This window comes from Comamonas sp. C11 (assembly GCF_024496285.1).
Lineage (GTDB): Bacteria > Pseudomonadota > Gammaproteobacteria > Burkholderiales > Burkholderiaceae_C > Comamonas > Comamonas testosteroni_F.
In genome coordinates this window covers 342,534-358,356 of sequence record NZ_CP101743.1, presented here as the reverse complement: position 1 = coordinate 358,356, position 15,823 = coordinate 342,534, and the positions used below count along the sequence as shown (strand labels likewise).

At 60.2% G+C, this 15,823-nt stretch carries 18 protein-coding genes; 3 read left to right on the top strand and 15 right to left on the bottom strand.

Translation table 11 applies throughout. From position 1 onward, the window contains the following. Position 1: 1 nt before the first annotated feature. From rplW to NOX35_RS01545, 13 genes are all read right to left on the bottom strand, one after another. Positions 2–316 carry a 50S ribosomal protein L23 gene (rplW, locus tag NOX35_RS01605; protein WP_003059415.1) on the bottom strand — a complete coding sequence of 105 codons (315 nt, stop codon included), beginning with the start codon at positions 314–316 and terminating at the stop codon, positions 2–4. Further along, entirely contained in the window at positions 313–936 is a 624-nt protein-coding gene (rplD, locus tag NOX35_RS01600; protein WP_003065421.1) for a 50S ribosomal protein L4, read from the bottom strand. Before rplD ends, rplW begins: the two co-directional genes overlap by 4 nt. Beyond that, the gene (gene rplC, locus NOX35_RS01595) at positions 936–1,610 is read right to left on the bottom strand and encodes a 50S ribosomal protein L3 (protein WP_003059417.1); all 675 of its coding nucleotides are present in this window, start codon (positions 1,608–1,610) and stop codon (positions 936–938) included. The genes rplD and rplC overlap by 1 nt, the downstream gene beginning before the upstream one ends. Before the next feature lie 200 nt (positions 1,611–1,810). After that, positions 1,811–2,122 carry a 30S ribosomal protein S10 gene (rpsJ, locus tag NOX35_RS01590; protein ID WP_003059431.1) on the bottom strand — a complete coding sequence of 104 codons (312 nt, stop codon included), beginning with the start codon at positions 2,120–2,122 and terminating at the stop codon, positions 1,811–1,813. 25 nt (positions 2,123–2,147) lie between these two features. Then, positions 2,148–3,338 (bottom strand): elongation factor Tu, encoded by a 1,191-nt coding sequence (tuf, locus tag NOX35_RS01585; RefSeq protein WP_012836789.1) that lies wholly within the window; start codon positions 3,336–3,338, stop codon positions 2,148–2,150. 180 nt (positions 3,339–3,518) lie between these two features. After that, positions 3,519–5,627: an elongation factor G gene (gene fusA / locus NOX35_RS01580; RefSeq protein WP_003064006.1), complete on the bottom strand. Its 2,109-nt coding sequence runs from the start codon at positions 5,625–5,627 to the stop codon at positions 3,519–3,521. 145 nt (positions 5,628–5,772) lie between these two features. Next, positions 5,773–6,246: a 30S ribosomal protein S7 gene (rpsG, locus tag NOX35_RS01575; protein ID WP_003059438.1), complete on the bottom strand. Its 474-nt coding sequence runs from the start codon at positions 6,244–6,246 to the stop codon at positions 5,773–5,775. A 168-nt stretch (positions 6,247–6,414) separates the two neighbouring features. Beyond that, entirely contained in the window at positions 6,415–6,792 is a 378-nt protein-coding gene (gene rpsL, locus NOX35_RS01570; protein WP_003059441.1) for a 30S ribosomal protein S12, read from the bottom strand. Positions 6,793–7,030: 238 nt separating this feature from the next. After that, complete coding sequence (locus tag NOX35_RS01565) at positions 7,031–8,203, bottom strand: D-alanyl-D-alanine carboxypeptidase family protein (protein WP_182285383.1); 1,173 nt, start codon at positions 8,201–8,203, stop codon at positions 7,031–7,033. Positions 8,204–8,354: 151 nt separating this feature from the next. Then, positions 8,355–8,993, bottom strand: coding sequence for an alpha/beta hydrolase (locus NOX35_RS01560; protein ID WP_182285382.1), 639 nt, complete (start codon positions 8,991–8,993; stop codon positions 8,355–8,357). Positions 8,994–9,154: 161 nt separating this feature from the next. Beyond that, a complete protein-coding gene (locus tag NOX35_RS01555; RefSeq protein ID WP_256495502.1) occupies positions 9,155–9,511 on the bottom strand; it encodes a ferredoxin in 357 nt (118 codons plus the stop codon). 11 nt (positions 9,512–9,522) lie between these two features. Continuing rightward, complete coding sequence (locus NOX35_RS01550; protein WP_256496876.1) at positions 9,523–10,620, bottom strand: VanZ family protein; 1,098 nt, start codon at positions 10,618–10,620, stop codon at positions 9,523–9,525. A gap of 57 nt (positions 10,621–10,677) precedes the next feature. Beyond that, complete coding sequence (locus NOX35_RS01545) at positions 10,678–11,094, bottom strand: CopD family protein (RefSeq protein WP_182285380.1); 417 nt, start codon at positions 11,092–11,094, stop codon at positions 10,678–10,680. Between the two features lie 144 nt (positions 11,095–11,238). Between NOX35_RS01545 and hemB the strand changes: the two genes are divergently transcribed. Continuing rightward, entirely contained in the window at positions 11,239–12,249 is a 1,011-nt protein-coding gene (gene hemB, locus NOX35_RS01540; protein WP_003059450.1) for a porphobilinogen synthase, read from the top strand. A 132-nt stretch (positions 12,250–12,381) separates the two neighbouring features. Next, a complete protein-coding gene (locus NOX35_RS01535) occupies positions 12,382–13,557 on the top strand; it encodes a magnesium transporter CorA family protein (RefSeq protein WP_182285379.1) in 1,176 nt (391 codons plus the stop codon). A 165-nt stretch (positions 13,558–13,722) separates the two neighbouring features. Here NOX35_RS01535 and NOX35_RS01530 read toward each other — a convergent pair whose 3' ends face one another. After that, the gene (locus tag NOX35_RS01530; protein WP_182285378.1) at positions 13,723–14,415 is read right to left on the bottom strand and encodes a dienelactone hydrolase family protein; all 693 of its coding nucleotides are present in this window, start codon (positions 14,413–14,415) and stop codon (positions 13,723–13,725) included. A 182-nt stretch (positions 14,416–14,597) separates the two neighbouring features. Between NOX35_RS01530 and NOX35_RS01525 the strand changes: the two genes are divergently transcribed. Continuing rightward, positions 14,598–15,245 (top strand): MarC family protein, encoded by a 648-nt coding sequence (locus NOX35_RS01525; RefSeq protein WP_003059455.1) that lies wholly within the window; start codon positions 14,598–14,600, stop codon positions 15,243–15,245. Between the two features lie 78 nt (positions 15,246–15,323). Here NOX35_RS01525 and NOX35_RS01520 read toward each other — a convergent pair whose 3' ends face one another. Further along, entirely contained in the window at positions 15,324–15,821 is a 498-nt protein-coding gene (locus NOX35_RS01520; RefSeq protein WP_182285377.1) for a hemerythrin domain-containing protein, read from the bottom strand. Positions 15,822–15,823: the final 2 nt, after the last annotated feature.

The following is a 15,823-nucleotide window of genomic DNA, read 5'->3' as shown; positions in this document are numbered from 1 at the left end:
ATTACGCAGCCTCCCCGGACAGGTTCAGCTCTTGACCGGGCTTGAGCATCACGTAAGCCTTGCGCACATTGTCGCGACGGCCAACGGTCTTGCCAAAGCGCTTGGTCTTGCCCTTGGTGTTCACCACAGACACGCCAGCCACTTCAACCTTGAACATCAATTCCACAGCGGCCTTGATTTCGGGCTTGGTAGCGTTCTGCAGCACCTTGAATGTCACAGCATTGGACTTTTCAGCAACCAGAGTGGCCTTTTCGGACACGATGGGAGCGACCAGCACTTGCATCAGACGACCTTCGTCAAACTTGGTAGTGCTCATGCGAACATCTCCTTGAGTTTGTCGATCGCACCCTTGGTGACGAGCACTTTCTTGTAGTGCACCAGCGACACGGGGTCTGCATAGCGCGGCTCAACCACGAACACGTTCTTCAGATTGCGGGATGCCAGGTACAGGTTCTCGTCGATTTCTTCAGCGATCACCATCACCGACGAAGACAGGTTCATAGCCTTGAACTTGTCTGCCAGCACCTTGGTCTTGGGGGTATCCAGCGTCAGGGATTCCACAACTGCCAGACGGCCTTCGCGGGCCAGCTGAGACAGGATGGAAGCCATACCGGCGCGGTACATCTTCTTGTTGATCTTCTGCGAGAAGTTTTCTTCGGGCAGATTGGGGAAGATGCGACCGCCGCCACGCCACAGAGGCGAGGAGGACATACCAGCACGTGCACGGCCTGTACCCTTTTGCTTGAAAGGCTTGGCAGTGGTGTGACGCACTTGTTCACGGTCCTTCTGGGCGCGAGTGCCTTGACGTGCGTTGGCACGGTAGGCAGTCACCAGCTGGTGGACCAGATCTTCGTTGAATTCACGACCGAACACAGTCTCGGGAGCTTCCACCTTGGAAGCGGCCTGGCCTTGTTCATTCAGGAGTTCGAGCTGCATTAGTTCGCTCCTTTGGAAGCTTTAGCCTTGATCGCGGGGCGCACGGAAACGAAGCCACCCTTGGCACCAGGAATGGCACCCTTGATCAACAGCAGTTGGCGTGCTTCGTCGATACGAACCACGTCGAGGTTTTGAGTAGTGACGGTTTCGTCGCCCATGTGGCCGGTCATACGCTTACCGGGGAACACGCGACCGGGGTCTTGTGCCATACCGATAGAACCGGGGACATTGTGCGAACGGCTGTTACCGTGCGAAGCGCGCTGCGAACTGAAGTTGTGGCGCTTGATCGTGCCGGCGTAGCCCTTACCGATGGAAGTGCCTTGCACGTCCACCTTCTGGCCAACGCTGAACAGTTCTGCCACAGGCAGAACGGCACCAGCGGCATACTTGCCAGCGGTTTCATCAGTCACACGGAATTCACGGGTCACTTCACCGGCTTCGACACCCGCCTTGGCGAGGTGGCCGGCTTGAGGCTTGGTCACGCGAGAAGCCTTGCGTGCACCGAAAGTGACCTGCAGGGCCACATAGCCATCGTTCTCTTGGGTTTTGACCTGAGTCACGCGGTTGTTAGAAACATCCACCACTGTGACAGGCACTGCGTCCCCATCATCAGTGAACAGACGCATCATGCCCACCTTGCGACCCAGCAACCCCAGGGAGTTGCTCAGACTCATTTGTTTGCTCCAAAACTTTTGCCGCTGAAACTGCAATTGGCCCAGCGTTGCGCCTCGGCAATCATGCCTAGCACACAAAAGAAGGTTAATAAAACTCCGCATCAAAGGCGAAGCTCCAAATTTTAACGCGAACTGCTTTTTCAAGCAAGTTCGCGTTAAACAAAGACCCTCAAAAGCCTCTTGCGAGGCTTCCAAAACTCTTATTGCAGTTTGATCTCGACGTCCACACCTGCGGGCAGGTCCAGCTTCATCAGAGCGTCAACAGTCTTGTCAGTCGGATCCACGATGTCCATCAGACGCTGGTGCGTACGGATTTCGAACTGGTCACGGCTGGTCTTGTTGACGTGAGGCGAACGCAGGATGTCGAAGCGCTTCATGCGTGTCGGCAGGGGCACGGGACCCTTGACGATGGCGCCGGTACGCTTGGCGGTATCAACGATTTCGGCTGCAGACTGATCGATCAGCTTGTAATCGAAAGCCTTCAGACGGATGCGGATTTTTTGCTTAGACATTGTTAATTCCTAGCTTTTCTAAGAATTAGGCAATGATCGTGGCAACCACACCGGCGCCCACAGTACGACCACCTTCGCGGATAGCGAAGCGCAGACCTTCTTCCATGGCGATGGGGGAGATCAGCTTCACAGTGATCGACACGTTATCGCCAGGCATCACCATTTCCTTGCCTTCGGGCAGTTCGATGGAGCCGGTCACGTCAGTTGTACGGAAGTAGAACTGGGGACGGTAGTTGTTGAAGAAAGGAGTGTGGCGACCGCCTTCGTCCTTCGACAGCACGTAAACTTCAGCAGTGAAGTTGGTGTGGGGCTTGATGGAGCCGGGCTTGCACAGCACTTGGCCGCGTTCCACGTCTTCACGCTTGGTGCCGCGCAGCAGCAGGCCCACGTTGTCGCCAGCCTGACCTTGGTCCAGCAGCTTGCGGAACATTTCCACGCCGGTGACGGTGGTCTTGACGGTGTCCTTGATACCGACGATTTCGATTTCTTCGCCGACCTTGACGATACCGCGCTCGATACGGCCAGTCACCACGGTACCACGACCGGAGATGGAGAACACGTCTTCCACGGGCATCACGAAGGCGCCGTCAACAGCACGCTCGGGAGTGGGGATGTAGGTGTCCAGAGCTTCGGCCAGCTTCAGGATGGCAGGCTCGCCCTTGTCGGACTGATCACCTTCCAGGGCCAGCTTGGCGGAGCCGCGGATGATGGGGGTGTCGTCACCGGGGAAGTCGTACTTGGACAGCAGCTCGCGCACTTCCATTTCGACCAGTTCCAGCAGTTCTTCATCGTCCACCATGTCGGCCTTGTTCAGGAACACGATGATGTAGGGCACGCCCACCTGACGCGACAGCAGGATGTGCTCGCGAGTCTGGGGCATGGGGCCGTCAGCAGCGGAGCAAACCAGGATAGCGCCGTCCATCTGAGCGGCACCAGTGATCATGTTCTTCACATAGTCAGCGTGGCCGGGGCAGTCCACGTGAGCGTAGTGGCGGTTGGCAGTTTCGTACTCAACGTGCGAAGTGTTGATCGTGATACCACGAGCCTTTTCTTCGGGGGCGTTGTCGATCTGCGAGTAGTCCTTGGCTTCACCGCCGAAGTGCTTGGACAGCACGGTAGCGATAGCAGCAGTCAGGGTGGTCTTGCCGTGGTCAACGTGACCGATGGTGCCCACGTTCACGTGGGGCTTGGTACGTTCAAACTTTTCTTTTGCCATGATTTCTCCGAAAGAGCAAAAACCTGTGTGATGTTTAAGGTCTGCACCTCATTGCTGACTCGCCCCGCACAGGAAACAGGACGGCATGGGATCGCAGACCGGCAAAAATCGCGGCAATCCTCAAAGGACTGCCGCGATTGGAAGCCGTAGATTATGACGGATTCGTCAAACCTGCGTCAATTACTTGGCGCGGGCAGCAACGATGGCTTCAGCCACGTTACGAGGAGCTTCAGCGTAGTGCTTGAATTCCATGGTGTAGCTGGCACGACCTTGAGTCATGGAACGCAGCGAAGTGGCGTAGCCGAACATTTCGGACAGAGGCACTTCAGCCTTGATGGCCTTGCCGCCACCAACCATGTCGTCCATGCCCTGAACCATGCCGCGACGCGAGGACAGATCGCCCATCACGGTACCGGCGTAGTCTTCGGGCGTTTCCACTTCCACAGCCATCATGGGCTCCAGGATGACGGGGTTGGCCTTGCGGGCAGCTTCCTTGAAACCGAAGATAGCGGCCATCTTGAACGCCATTTCGTTCGAGTCCACATCGTGGTACGAACCGAAGGTCAGACGAACCTTGACGTCCACCACAGGGTAGCCAGCCAGCACGCCGGAAGTCAGAGCTTCGATCACGCCCTTCTCCACCGCAGGGATGTATTCGCGAGGAACCACACCACCCTTGATTTCGTCGACGAACTCGAAGCCCTTGCCGGCTTCCTGGGGTTCCAGAGTCAGAACCACGTGGCCGTACTGGCCCTTACCGCCGGACTGGCGAACGAACTTGCCGTCCACGTCCTTGACCGTGCTGCGAATGGTTTCGCGGTAGGCAACCTGGGGCTTGCCCACGTTGGCTTCCACGTTGAATTCGCGCTTCATGCGGTCAACGATGATTTCCAGGTGCAGTTCGCCCATACCGGCGATGATGGTCTGACCGGATTCTTCGTCGGTACGCACGCGGAAGGAAGGATCTTCTGCAGCCAGACGCGACAGAGCGATACCCATCTTTTCCTGGTCGGTCTTGGACTTGGGCTCCACAGCCTGTGCAATCACGGGCTCGGGGAACACCATGCGCTCCAGCACGATAGGCGCTGCGATGTCGCACAGGGTTTCACCGGTGGTCACGTCCTTCAGGCCCACGCAGGCAGCGATGTCGCCAGCACGGATTTCTTCCACTTCCACGCGGTCGTTGGCCATCATCTGCACGATACGGCCGATACGTTCCTTCTTGCCCTTGACGGCATTCAGAACGGTCTCACCCTTGGACAGAACGCCAGAGTACACGCGCACGAAAGTCAGCTGGCCCACGAAGGGGTCGGTCATCAGCTTGAAGGCCAGAGCCGAGAACTTCTCAGCATCGTCAGCCTTGCGGCTCAGCTTCTTCTCTTCGTCATCGGGGTCGGTACCGGTAACGTCAGGGATGTCCACAGGAGCGGGCAGATAGTCGATCACGGCGTCCAGCATGCGCTGCACACCCTTGTTCTTGAACGCGGTGCCGCACAGCATGGGCTGAATTTCGGTGGCCAGGGTACGAGTACGCACGCCGAGCTTCACTTCTTCTTCAGTCAGAGTACCTTCTTCCAGGTACTTGTTCATCAGCTCTTCCGAAGCTTCGGCAGCGGCTTCCACCAGGTTTTCACGCCACTTGTTGGCGGTCTCCACCAGCTCGGCGGGGATATCCTGGTATTCGAACTTCATGCCCTGGGAAGCTTCGTCCCAGATGATGGCCTTCATCTTGACCAGATCGACCACGCCCTGGAAGTTTTCTTCAGCGCCGATTGGGATCACCACGGGCACAGGGTTCGCGTTCAGGCGAGTCTTCATGCCTTCATAGACCTTGAAGAAGTTGGCACCGGTACGGTCCATCTTGTTCACGAAGGCCAGGCGAGGCACCTTGTACTTGTTGGCCTGACGCCACACGGTTTCGGACTGGGGCTGCACGCCGCCCACGGCGCAATACACCATGCAAGCACCGTCCAGCACGCGCATGGAACGTTCCACTTCAATCGTGAAGTCCACGTGGCCGGGGGTGTCGATGATGTTGAAGCGGTGCTCGGGGTAGGACAGATCCATACCCTTCCAGAAGCAGGTCACTGCAGCGGAAGTGATGGTGATACCACGCTCTTGCTCTTGCTCCATCCAGTCGGTGGTGGCAGCGCCGTCGTGCACTTCGCCCAGCTTGTGGGTCACACCGGTATAGAACAGGATACGTTCTGTAGTGGTTGTCTTACCTGCGTCAATGTGAGCGGAAATACCGATGTTGCGATAGCGCTCAATGGGGGTCTTGCGAGCCATGATGGATCCTTGCTTGATCGTATGGGAGTACTGCCGGCCCCGCATTGTGCGCAGGAGGCAGCAGCTCTATATGGGGGCGCTCAGAATCGACACAAGGCCGCAGCAAGTTTTTGCATGCGGCCCTGTATCTCGAGCGAGATTCCGATTAGAAGCGGAAGTGGCTGAAAGCCTTGTTGGCTTCGGCCATACGGTGCACTTCGTCACGACGCTTCATGGCGCCGCCACGGCCTTCCGTAGCTTCCAGCAGCTCGTTGGCCAGGCGTTGAGCCATGGACTTCTCGCCACGCTTGCGGGAGGCTTCCTTGATCCAGCGCATGGCCAGAGCCAGACGACGGACGGGACGCACTTCCACGGGCACCTGGTAGTTGGCACCGCCAACACGGCGGGACTTCACTTCGACCATGGGCTTGACGTTGTTGATGGCAACAACGAAAGCTTCCAGAGGGTCTTTGCCGGGGTGCTTCTTCTCGATCAGGTCCAGAGCGCCGTAAATGATGCGCTCAGCAACCGCCTTCTTGCCGCCTTCCATGATCACGTTCATGAATTTGGACAGCTCTACATTGCCGAACTTGGGATCCGGCAGGATTTCACGTTTGGGGACTTCGCGACGACGTGGCATTTTTTACCTCTATCTTTGCTTCAGTTGGCATCTTTTCAGATACCGCGAGAGCTATTCAAAACTCTCACTTACTCGACCCGCACAAAACATTCGTGCTCAGGGCCACTACGTTTGACCGCGCCAGTCAGGCGAATCAAACACCGTTTGTTTTCAAAAAACCAGGGCTGATTACTTAGCCTTAGGCTTCTTGGCACCGTACTTGGAGCGAGCTTGCTTACGGTCCTTGACGCCTTGCAGGTCCAGGGAACCGCGCACGATGTGGTAACGCACACCGGGCAAGTCCTTCACACGACCACCGCGCACCAGCACAACGCTGTGCTCTTGCAGGTTGTGGCCTTCACCGCCGATGTACGAAATCACTTCGAAACCGTTGGTCAGACGAACCTTGGCCACCTTACGCAGAGCCGAGTTAGGCTTCTTGGGAGTGGTGGTGTACACACGGGTGCACACGCCACGGCGTTGGGGGCAGTTTTCCATAGCAGGGCTCTTGGATTTAACAACTTCGACCGTGCGGCCCTGACGCACGAGTTGGTTAATGGTTGGCATTAATTAAACGTCCCTAAACGTGAATTTGCTTCGTGAAAGCAAAAGGTTTATCCGCAGCAACAGATGCCGATGCGGAAACGTGAATCCCTTCGGAAATTCCGAAAAGCCCTCGAATGTACCAGCTTGTGCAAACCAGCACAACTCCCCGCCAACAATAGCCCCGCAGGCAGCAAGATGCTTTGCATGGCACATCAAAGTGCTCTCACCGGCAGGAGCAGCCTCCTGCCGGCCCGGGAACTTACTTGATCCAGAGGCGGATGGTGTCCCACAGACGGCCGAAGAAGCCCGCCTGCTCGACGGCCTCAAGCGCTACCAGCGGCACCTCGGCCACCACATCCGCACCCGACTTGACCTTGAGCACACCCATGGACTGCCCCTTGGCAATAGGTGCAATCAGCGGATCCTGGCGCACCACCTCGGTGGTCAGCTTGCCGCCGGTACCCGAGGGCACGGTCACCACCACGGCGCCGTCGGCCTTGCCGATCTTGACGGCATTGGCAGCGCCCTTCCAGACGGCGGGAGTGGCCACGGGCTGATCGGCATCGAACAGCTTGACGGCATCGAACGCGGTGTAACCCCAGTTCAACAGCTTCTGGCTTTCGTTGGCACGCGCCTTTTCGCTGGCCGTTCCCAGCACGATGGACAGCAGGCGGCGCTGGCCCACATTGGGCAGGTCGCGCTTGGCAGTGGCCACCAGGCAATAGCCGGCGGCATTGGTGTGGCCGGTCTTCAGGCCGTCCACGGTGGGATCGCGGAACAGCAAGGCATTGCGGTTGCTGCCGTTGGAGGCCGGCGTGCCGGGGTAGCTGTATTGCTTGGTGGCGTAGTAGTGCATGTACTCGGGGAAGTCATGCATCAATCGCTGCGCCAGGATGGACAGATCACGCGCCGTCGTCAGGTGGCCGGGCTCGGTCAGTCCTTCGGGGTTCTTGTAGCTGGTGTTCTTCATGCCCAGGGCCTTGGCCTGGTCATTCATCATCTTGACGAAGTTCTCGGCCGTGCCGCCCACAGCCTCGGCCAATGCCATGGTGGCATCGTTGCCGGACTGGATGATCATGCCGCTGAGCAGGTCATTGACGGGCACCTGCATCTTGGGGTCGATGAACATGCGCGAGCCGGGCATCTTCCAGGCGCGCTCGCTTACTGGCATGCGCTGCTCCAGCGTGATTTTCTTGGAGCGCAGGGCGTCGAACACCACATAGGCCGACATCAGCTTGGTCAGCGATGCCTGCTCGACGGGAGCATCGACATCCTTGGCACCCAGCACCTGGCCGGCAGTGACGTCCACCAGCAGATAGTTGCGGGCAGCAATTTCGGGAGGAACAGGGGCCGCCACCTGTGCCATGGCAAACACGGGCGCCACTGCGGCAGCAACGGCCAGAACACGCAGTGTGGAGTAGATGGGCTTCATGAAGAGGACTCTCGCTAAAGCAAAGGTAAGCGCGGTGATTTACCGTCGAAAACGGCCAAGGCCAAGGATATACCTCGGCCTGGCGCTATGAAAAGGGAGTTAACCAAGACGGGGCAGCAATTCACGTGCGTCAAGGTGTGGGAAATGGCTCTTACAGGGACTTCAGATGGCGCACCACCAGGCTCTTGAGCAGAGGCAATTGTCCGTGAAAGAAATGGCCGACCTGGGGAATCACGGTAACAGGCAGTATCTGCGGGCGTGCCCAGTCCATCACTGCGGACAGCTCGACGGTGTCGTCCGCCTCTCCGTGGATCACCAGGGTCTGGTCATGGGCCTCGGCAGGCACGGGCGCCACTTCGAAGCGACTGGCGGCGGTGCCTACCAGCACGGCCTTCTGCACTCGACCTTGATCCCAGAGCTGGGCCAGTGCATGGCTGGTGACAAAGGCGCCAAAGGAAAAACCGGCCAGGGCAATCGGGCCTTCGGGAGCCACCTGCTGCACCACGGCCAGCAAATCCTGCAGCTCGGCCTTGCCCGCGTCATACTCGCCGGCACTGGCACCCACGCCACGAAAATTGAAACGCACGGCCGTATAGCCGCACTGAACAAAGGCACGCGCCAGTGTCTGGACCACCTTGTTGTCCATGGTGCCGCCAAACAGCGGATGCGGATGGGCGATGATGGCCACACCCTTGGGGCTCTGGCCTTCGACCAGTTGCGGTGCATCGCGCAGGGCCTCAATGGCACCGGCGGTGCCGGTGAGCGTCAGTCGTTCGGTCTGGGAATTCACGATTGCTATCCTAGTTGTAGCTTTTTGCGCTTGCTGTAATTGGGCTGACGCCTGTAAACGCTTAAAGTTCCTGAACCAGCAAGCCCTGAGTAGGTTGCACCAGGCAAGAGCCGCCTTGCCGCAAGCCTGTCGGAGCGACCAAAAACCTCAGGGCAGCCAGATCACCGGCCCACGCTATCGGGCAGCACAAGGCGCTCGACCACCTTGCCGTTCTTGAGATGGGATTCGACGATTTCATCGATATCGCTGTCGTCGATGAAGGTGTACCAGACGGCCTCGGGGTAGACCACGGCCACGGGGCCGCCGGCGCAGCGATCCAGGCAGCCGGCCTTGTTCACACGCACCTGCCCCTTGCCGGCCAGCCCCTCTTCCTTGACTTTGCGCTTGCAGTGGTCAAAGCCTGCCTTGGCGCCATGCAGGGCACAGCAGTCCTCACCGTTGGGACGCTCGTTCAGGCAAAAGAAGATATGACGCTGGTAGTAGCCACCGGCCTGGCCTTGATTCTGGATGTCGCTCATGGTGGCTCATTCTAGGCAGGCTGTTGGCGACGCGAGAGTCGAATCACTACATACGCCAGTGTCACGTAAGGCCAGAGCCAGCCCAGCCATTGGCCCAGGCCGTAGAAGCGGATGAAACGGCCTTGCTCCCAGGCCTGCAGGGTCTGGGCGAAATACACATTCGTCGGTGCCTGATTGAGGATGCTCAGATGCAGCACCAGCACCAGCAGCAATAGCACGGCGCACATGCGGCGCGAGGCAGGCAATGCAATCACGGCCAGGCCCAGCCCGCCCCAGACTCCCAGGCGCACCGGCAGATCCACCCACTCCCAGGCATGGGCCGGACCCCAGCTCAACGCGGCCGACAGTGCCGTCACCCCTACTCCTGCCGCCACCAGCAGCAGTCCGGCCAGCGCGCGGCGCCCCATATGGCGCACGGCACAGTAGGCCAGCAGACAGGGAATCCACAGCCCCAGCATCACGCATAGCATCTCCGTCACCAGCGACAGCGGCGTCATGGCGAAGTCACCCAGAGGCAACCAGTCCTCGAACGGCGTGTTCAGCAACCAGTCCTGCAGGGTATCGTCGATGCGCTCCAGCACCTGGCCCAGGCCAAACGGCACGGCCGCCGGAAACAGCAGCGCAAACGGCCACAGCGCCAGCAGCACCAGCACGCCAGCACCGCCCTCGCCCAGCCACTGGTTGCGAAATGCACTCCAGCGCGAGAGAGCCCCCAGCCTCTCCAGCAGCGCAGCCAGCAGGGCACCGATCAAGGTACCGCCCGCATTGAGCATCAGATCCAGATTCGACGGCACGCGGCGCGGCAGATAGATCTGCAGAAACTCCATGCACAGCGACAGCAGCGTGCCGGCAAGAAAAGCCAGCGGCACGGCCAGCCTGGGCTGGCCCGAACGCATCAGGGCCAGCGCCAGAAAAAAGCCCAGCGGCGCATAGCCGACGATATTGGTATTGACGTCGAACCAGGTCCAGTACGGCGGCGGAATCCTGGCCAGCAGAAATACGCTGGGATCAATCCCCTGGGCGCGCCAGCCGTCGAACGGGAACAGGCTGGCAAACACGATGAGCAGGCCATAGACCAGCGCCAGCGGCCAGGCCGAGGTATGGCGCATGGAAATCACCGGCACCGCGGAATCGGACACAGTCGCCTCCTACTCTCAGCGCAAGATTCAGAAGGGCTTGACCACCACCAGAATCACGGCGGCAATCAACAGCAGCACCGGCACTTCGTTATAGAAGCGGAACCAGCGATGGCTTTTATGACAGGTGTTGTCCGCCAGCTTGCGCAGCAGCACGGCACAGCTGTGGTGGTAGCCGATGACCAGCAGCACCACGACCAGCTTGGCATGCAGCCAGCCACCCGCGAAGCCCCAGCCCAGCCACAGCCACAGGCCCAGGCCCAGCGCGGGCACGGCCAGCATGGTGGTGAAGCGCAGCAGCTTGCGCGCCATCAGCAGCAGGCGCTCGCGCTCAGCCACAGAGCCCGGGGTGACCATGGCGATATTGACAAAGATGCGCGGCAGGTAGAACAGACCAGCAAACCAGCTGGCGACAAAAATGATGTGAAAGGCTTTGACCCATAGCATGGGGCCAGTGTAAAGGCCTGCGCTGCGCCACAGCTGCTGCGCGCCGCGTCTTTACCCTGAAGCTCGGGCCTTGTCGCGCCGGTCGTCATGGAATAGTCACGCAGCTGCAAGCCAAGCCATGACGAATGGGGCACAATTTTCCCCATGCATTTGTCCAGCCCTACTCCTTTTCCCCAGAATCGTCCGCGTCGTCTGCGCCGCGATGCTTTCACCCGCAATCTGGTGCGCGAGAGCGTGCTGACACCGCACGACTTCATCTACCCCGTGTTCGTGCATGAAGGCCAGAACAAGCGCGAGGCCGTGCCCTCCATGCCTGGCGTGGACCGCCTGAGCCTGGACCTGCTGCTGCCCGTGGCCGAGGAATGCGTGAAGCTGGAGATTCCCTACCTGGCGCTATTCCCCGCCATTGAATCCAGCCTCAAGACCCCCGATGGCAAGGAAGCCCTGAACCCCGACGGCCTGATCCCGCGCGTGGTGCGCGCGCTGAAAAAGGAATTTCCCCAGTTGGGCGTGATGACCGATGTAGCTCTGGACCCCTACACCAGCCACGGCCAGGACGGCATCCTCGACGAGAGCGGCTACATCATCAACGATGACACCGTGGAAGTACTCGTCGGCCAGGCCCTGGCCCATGCCGAAGCCGGTGTGGACATGGTGGCCCCCAGCGACATGATGGACGGCCGCATCGGCGCCATCCGCGAGGCCCTGGAGCTTCAGGGCCATATTCACACCCGCATCATGGCCTACAGCGCCAAGTACGCCAGCGCCTTCTACGGCCCCTTCCGCGACGCCGTGGGCACACGCGGCGCCCTGGGCAAGGCCGACAAGAATGTCTACCAGATGGACCCTGCCAACACCGACGAAGCCCTGCGCGAAGTGGCGCAGGACATCGCCGAAGGCGCAGACATGGTCATGGTCAAGCCCGGCATGCCGTATCTGGACGTGGTGCGCCGCGTCAAGGACGAGTTCAAGGTGCCGACCTTCGCCTATCAGGTGTCCGGTGAATACGCCATGCTCAAGGCCGCGGCCGCCAACGGCTGGCTCGATCATGACGCCGTGATGATGGAAGCCCTGCTGGCCTTCAAGCGCGCCGGCGCCGACGGCATCCTGACCTACTTTGCCATCGATGCCGCCAAGAAGCTGCGCGGCCTGTAACAAAATTGATAGCTACCAGCGCAGGTCATGCTTGCGCCTGAGAGCATTTCAGGCATGATCTGACGGCTCGGGCTGCTGGCCCGGGCCGTTTTTGCATCTGCTTTTGCACTGACATCGAGGCTGCCAATTCCCATGCGCGTGCTGCATATCTCTCCCCTCTATGCCCAGCCTGTTGACGGACTGCCAACGCAGGCCGCGACAACGGGGTTTTACTGGGTCTCCTGCACACGCTCGGAGCTGGAGACGCAACTGCCGGCCATTCAGACCATGCTGACCAGGCTGGGCGGCTCCGCCCTCGTTGATCTGCATGTCTCCGATCTGCTGAATCCGGCAATCCCTTCCAATTACGACTACACCTCGGTGTACGACGTGCTGGTGTTCCGCCGCCTGGCCAACGCCCATCTGCCGCCGCTCAACGGCAACCACACCCCAGCCTCGCCTGCCGTGACGGCAGGCACCGGCAGTGCTGCATCCAGTGCCCCGCCTCCATCGCACAACCCGGCCCACAGCGGCCAGCGAGAAACGCCGGTGCTGCAACGCGTGGAAACCCAGCCCGTGGGCTTTGCGCTGTATGACCAGATCCTGCTGTCCGTGCATCCCGATGGCTGCTTTGTGCTGGACAGCTTCTGGCAGCGCCTGATTTCCGGCCCCGCCAAGACTGACAGCCGCCAGGTCAGCACCAAGATGCCTGTGGAGCCTGCCGACCTGATGCTTCGCATGGTCAATGGCATGGTGGACGGCTATCTTGACCTGCGTCGCACACTGACGCGCCAGATCGACCACTGGCAGATGGCGCTGCTCAAGCCCAACAAGCGCTTCAGCAACTGGGCCAGCGTGCTCGACGTGCGTCTGGCGCTGCACCAGCTGGATGAGATCTGCGAAGACCAGCGCGCGGCCGTGCAGGACTGGACCGAGGCACTGGAGGGCTGGCCGCCCGAGCACACACCCGCGCGCCAGCATGAGCGCGAGTTGCTGCGCGTGCGCTCGCGCGACGTGCTCGAACATATAGAGCGCGTGACCCACCACATTCACCGCATGGAGCAAAGCGCCGAGACCGCCGTGCAGATGCACTTTTCGGCGCAGAGCAACCGCGCCAACGACATCATGCGCACGCTGACCACGGTGACGGCCATCTTTCTGCCGCTGAACCTGATTGCAGGCATCTTCGGCATGAACTTCGAGTTCATTCCCTTCGTGCACAAAAAGGACGGCTTCATCTGGGCCCTGGTGGCCATGGTGATCATCACCGTGGTGCTGGTGGCCTATTTCTGGCGGCGGCGCTATCTGGAAAGCGAAGAAAAAGAATGACCCCCTGAGGCGCTTCCGCGCCTTCCCCCAAGGGGGACGACATCCTCGCTGCGCGGCGGCGCTTGCTTGATGTCTCTGATGGGGGACCGCCCGGCGGCAACGGGCTTTAGATAAAAACAGCTGCTTGTGCTTATATATCAAGCACAAGCAGCTATGGTTTTTATATCAACCCAGATGCTGGGCAAAGAAGGCCAGCGTACGCTCACCGGCCAGCTTGGCTGCCGCTTCATTGTAGGAGCCGCGCTGGTCGCAGTTGAAGCCGTGATCGGCTTCGTAGATATGCACTTGCGCCTTGGGCTGGGCCGTCTTGAAGGCCTCGACGGACTCCAGCGAGATGTAATGGTCCTTGCTGCCGAAGTGGGCCAGCACCGGGCACAGCGCCTGACGGCTGGCTTCCAGCTCGCCCGTCATGCCGCCGCCGTAATAGCAGACTGCAGCCGAGACGCTGGCCAGATTGCAGGCCGAGCGCCAGGTCATGAGGCCGCCCCAGCAAAAGCCCACCACGCCGATCTTGCCGCCGGGCACCAGCGTCGCGGCATGGGCCACGGCCGCTTCCACATCGCGCAGCGCTCCAGGCTCGGGCAGGGCCTCCACCGCGGTCTTGAGCGCAAATCCGGCCTTCATGTCTTCTTCGCTGTAACCAAGCTCCACATCGGGCTTGACGCGGGCAAACATGGCGGGAGCCACCGCCACATAACCCTGGGCTGCGTAGCGGTCTGCCAAGGAGCGGATATGCGAGTTCACGCCGAAGATCTCCTGCAGCACCACGATGGCACCGCGTGCCTGGCCCTCGGGCATGGCCACATAGGCGGGGGTTTTTGCGCCATCCACGGCTGTCAGTTCAATAAAGCTGCCCATTGCGAAGCTCCTTAACTTGGTTCAAAGGGAAAATCCGCGACGCGGCCGCCAGCAATGCTGTAATGGCTGATGCCGCGTCGATGATTCGGACATTTTTTCACAGGAGTGTTGATGCAAGCTATCCCAGCCCCACAAAAGGCCGACAGTCGCAAGAAGCCCCCCATGCCCGGAGGCGAGCTGTAATGGATATCAAGCCGCTGATCACCCTGGTCGCCATCATCAACCCGCTGGCCATCGTCCCGTTCTTCATCCACTACACGGCCGGCTTCGACGCCGAGCAGCGCTGGCAGACCATTCGCACCGCCGCCTTTGCCGCGTTTTGTGTGATTGCGGTCTGCGCCCTGTTGGGACTGCAGATTCTGCAGTTCTTCAATATCTCGCTGCAGAGCTTTCAGGTCGGCGGCGGTCTGCTGCTGCTGATCAGCGCGATGAACATGCTCAATGCCCGCCCCGCCGAAGACCGCCCCAACAATGCCACGCTGGCAGCCGGCGTCGAAAAGGCCGCCGAGGGCAACAGCATTGCCGTAGTGCCGCTGACCATTCCGCTGCTGACCGGGCCTGCCGCCATGTCCACCGTGGTGATCTATGCCGATCAGGCGCGTACCATCTGGCAGCATGTGGCGCTGGTCGGTTACGGCGTGGTGGTGGCTGCCGCCATCATGGTGTGCTTTTCATTGGCCCACCCGATCGCCCGCGTGCTGGGCAAGACCGGCATCAATGTGATGACCCGGCTCATGGGCCTGATTCTGGCCGCGCTGGCCATCGAGGTGATGGCAGGAGGCCTGATCAAGATCTTCCCCATCCTGGCCTCCCCGGCGATTTACCCTTGACCCCCTGAGCGGCTACGCCGCTTCCCCCAAGGGGGACCGGAGCTTGCTCGCTGTCTCTCGCCTTAGCGCGTGCCAGTTTCAGGCAGTTACTACTTCCTTTTTTTCAGCTTCACCGCAGGCTCCGCCACAGCCGGTGATAGGCTCGGCCGGCAAGGCCTCGGGTATCAGCACCGCACCGCTGACCGGATCGAAACCCGAGCGGCGCATGTGCAAGGCCAAAGCCGCGTCCATATTCTGCGCATGGTGGCTGAACCACGGGCCCAGCTCGGCCGCCATATGGCGGATCGTGGCCAGATCGCCCTGCTCGCCCTTGACCGCCCCCTCGCGCAGCACGGCCAGTACCACCTTGTGCTGCTGGCTGTGGCAGTTGCTCGTGGCAAAGCCCGTGGTCTGCATCCAGCGGTCTTCCTGATCGAAGTGCTGCTGGGTATGGGCAATCAACTCGTCCCAGAGCGCGCACAGCTGCTCATCGGCCGCCGCCTCCACCTGGGCCAGCAAGGTGACGAACTCTTCATGCACCGCGTCCATGACGGGAAAATCCAGGATGAGAGCGGCATTCCATTCGAGGCTGGCCATGG

What these genes read in the sequence shown, in the direction of transcription:
- rplW (WP_003059415.1), bottom strand. Translation starts at nt 316, where the DNA reads ATGAGCACTACCAAGTTTGACGAAGGTCGTCTGATGCAAGTGCTGGTC.
- rplD (WP_003065421.1), bottom strand. Translation starts at nt 936, where the DNA reads ATGCAGCTCGAACTCCTGAATGAACAAGGCCAGGCCGCTTCCAAGGTG.
- rplC (WP_003059417.1), bottom strand. Translation starts at nt 1,610, where the DNA reads ATGAGTCTGAGCAACTCCCTGGGGTTGCTGGGTCGCAAGGTGGGCATG.
- rpsJ (WP_003059431.1), bottom strand. Translation starts at nt 2,122, where the DNA reads ATGTCTAAGCAAAAAATCCGCATCCGTCTGAAGGCTTTCGATTACAAG.
- tuf (WP_012836789.1), bottom strand. Translation starts at nt 3,338, where the DNA reads ATGGCAAAAGAAAAGTTTGAACGTACCAAGCCCCACGTGAACGTGGGC.
- fusA (WP_003064006.1), bottom strand. Translation starts at nt 5,627, where the DNA reads ATGGCTCGCAAGACCCCCATTGAGCGCTATCGCAACATCGGTATTTCC.
- rpsG (WP_003059438.1), bottom strand. Translation starts at nt 6,246, where the DNA reads ATGCCACGTCGTCGCGAAGTCCCCAAACGTGAAATCCTGCCGGATCCC.
- rpsL (WP_003059441.1), bottom strand. Translation starts at nt 6,792, where the DNA reads ATGCCAACCATTAACCAACTCGTGCGTCAGGGCCGCACGGTCGAAGTT.
- NOX35_RS01565 (WP_182285383.1), bottom strand. Translation starts at nt 8,203, where the DNA reads ATGAAGCCCATCTACTCCACACTGCGTGTTCTGGCCGTTGCTGCCGCA.
- NOX35_RS01555 (WP_256495502.1), bottom strand. Translation starts at nt 9,511, where the DNA reads ATGAGCGACATCCAGAATCAAGGCCAGGCCGGTGGCTACTACCAGCGT.
- NOX35_RS01550 (WP_256496876.1), bottom strand. Translation starts at nt 10,620, where the DNA reads ATGCGCCATACCTCGGCCTGGCCGCTGGCGCTGGTCTATGGCCTGCTC.
- NOX35_RS01545 (WP_182285380.1), bottom strand. Translation starts at nt 11,094, where the DNA reads ATGCTATGGGTCAAAGCCTTTCACATCATTTTTGTCGCCAGCTGGTTT.
- hemB (WP_003059450.1), top strand. Translation starts at nt 11,239, where the DNA reads ATGCATTTGTCCAGCCCTACTCCTTTTCCCCAGAATCGTCCGCGTCGT.
- NOX35_RS01535 (WP_182285379.1), top strand. Translation starts at nt 12,382, where the DNA reads ATGCGCGTGCTGCATATCTCTCCCCTCTATGCCCAGCCTGTTGACGGA.
- NOX35_RS01530 (WP_182285378.1), bottom strand. Translation starts at nt 14,415, where the DNA reads ATGGGCAGCTTTATTGAACTGACAGCCGTGGATGGCGCAAAAACCCCC.
- NOX35_RS01525 (WP_003059455.1), top strand. Translation starts at nt 14,598, where the DNA reads ATGGATATCAAGCCGCTGATCACCCTGGTCGCCATCATCAACCCGCTG.
- NOX35_RS01520 (WP_182285377.1), bottom strand. Translation starts at nt 15,821, where the DNA reads ATGGCCAGCCTCGAATGGAATGCCGCTCTCATCCTGGATTTTCCCGTC.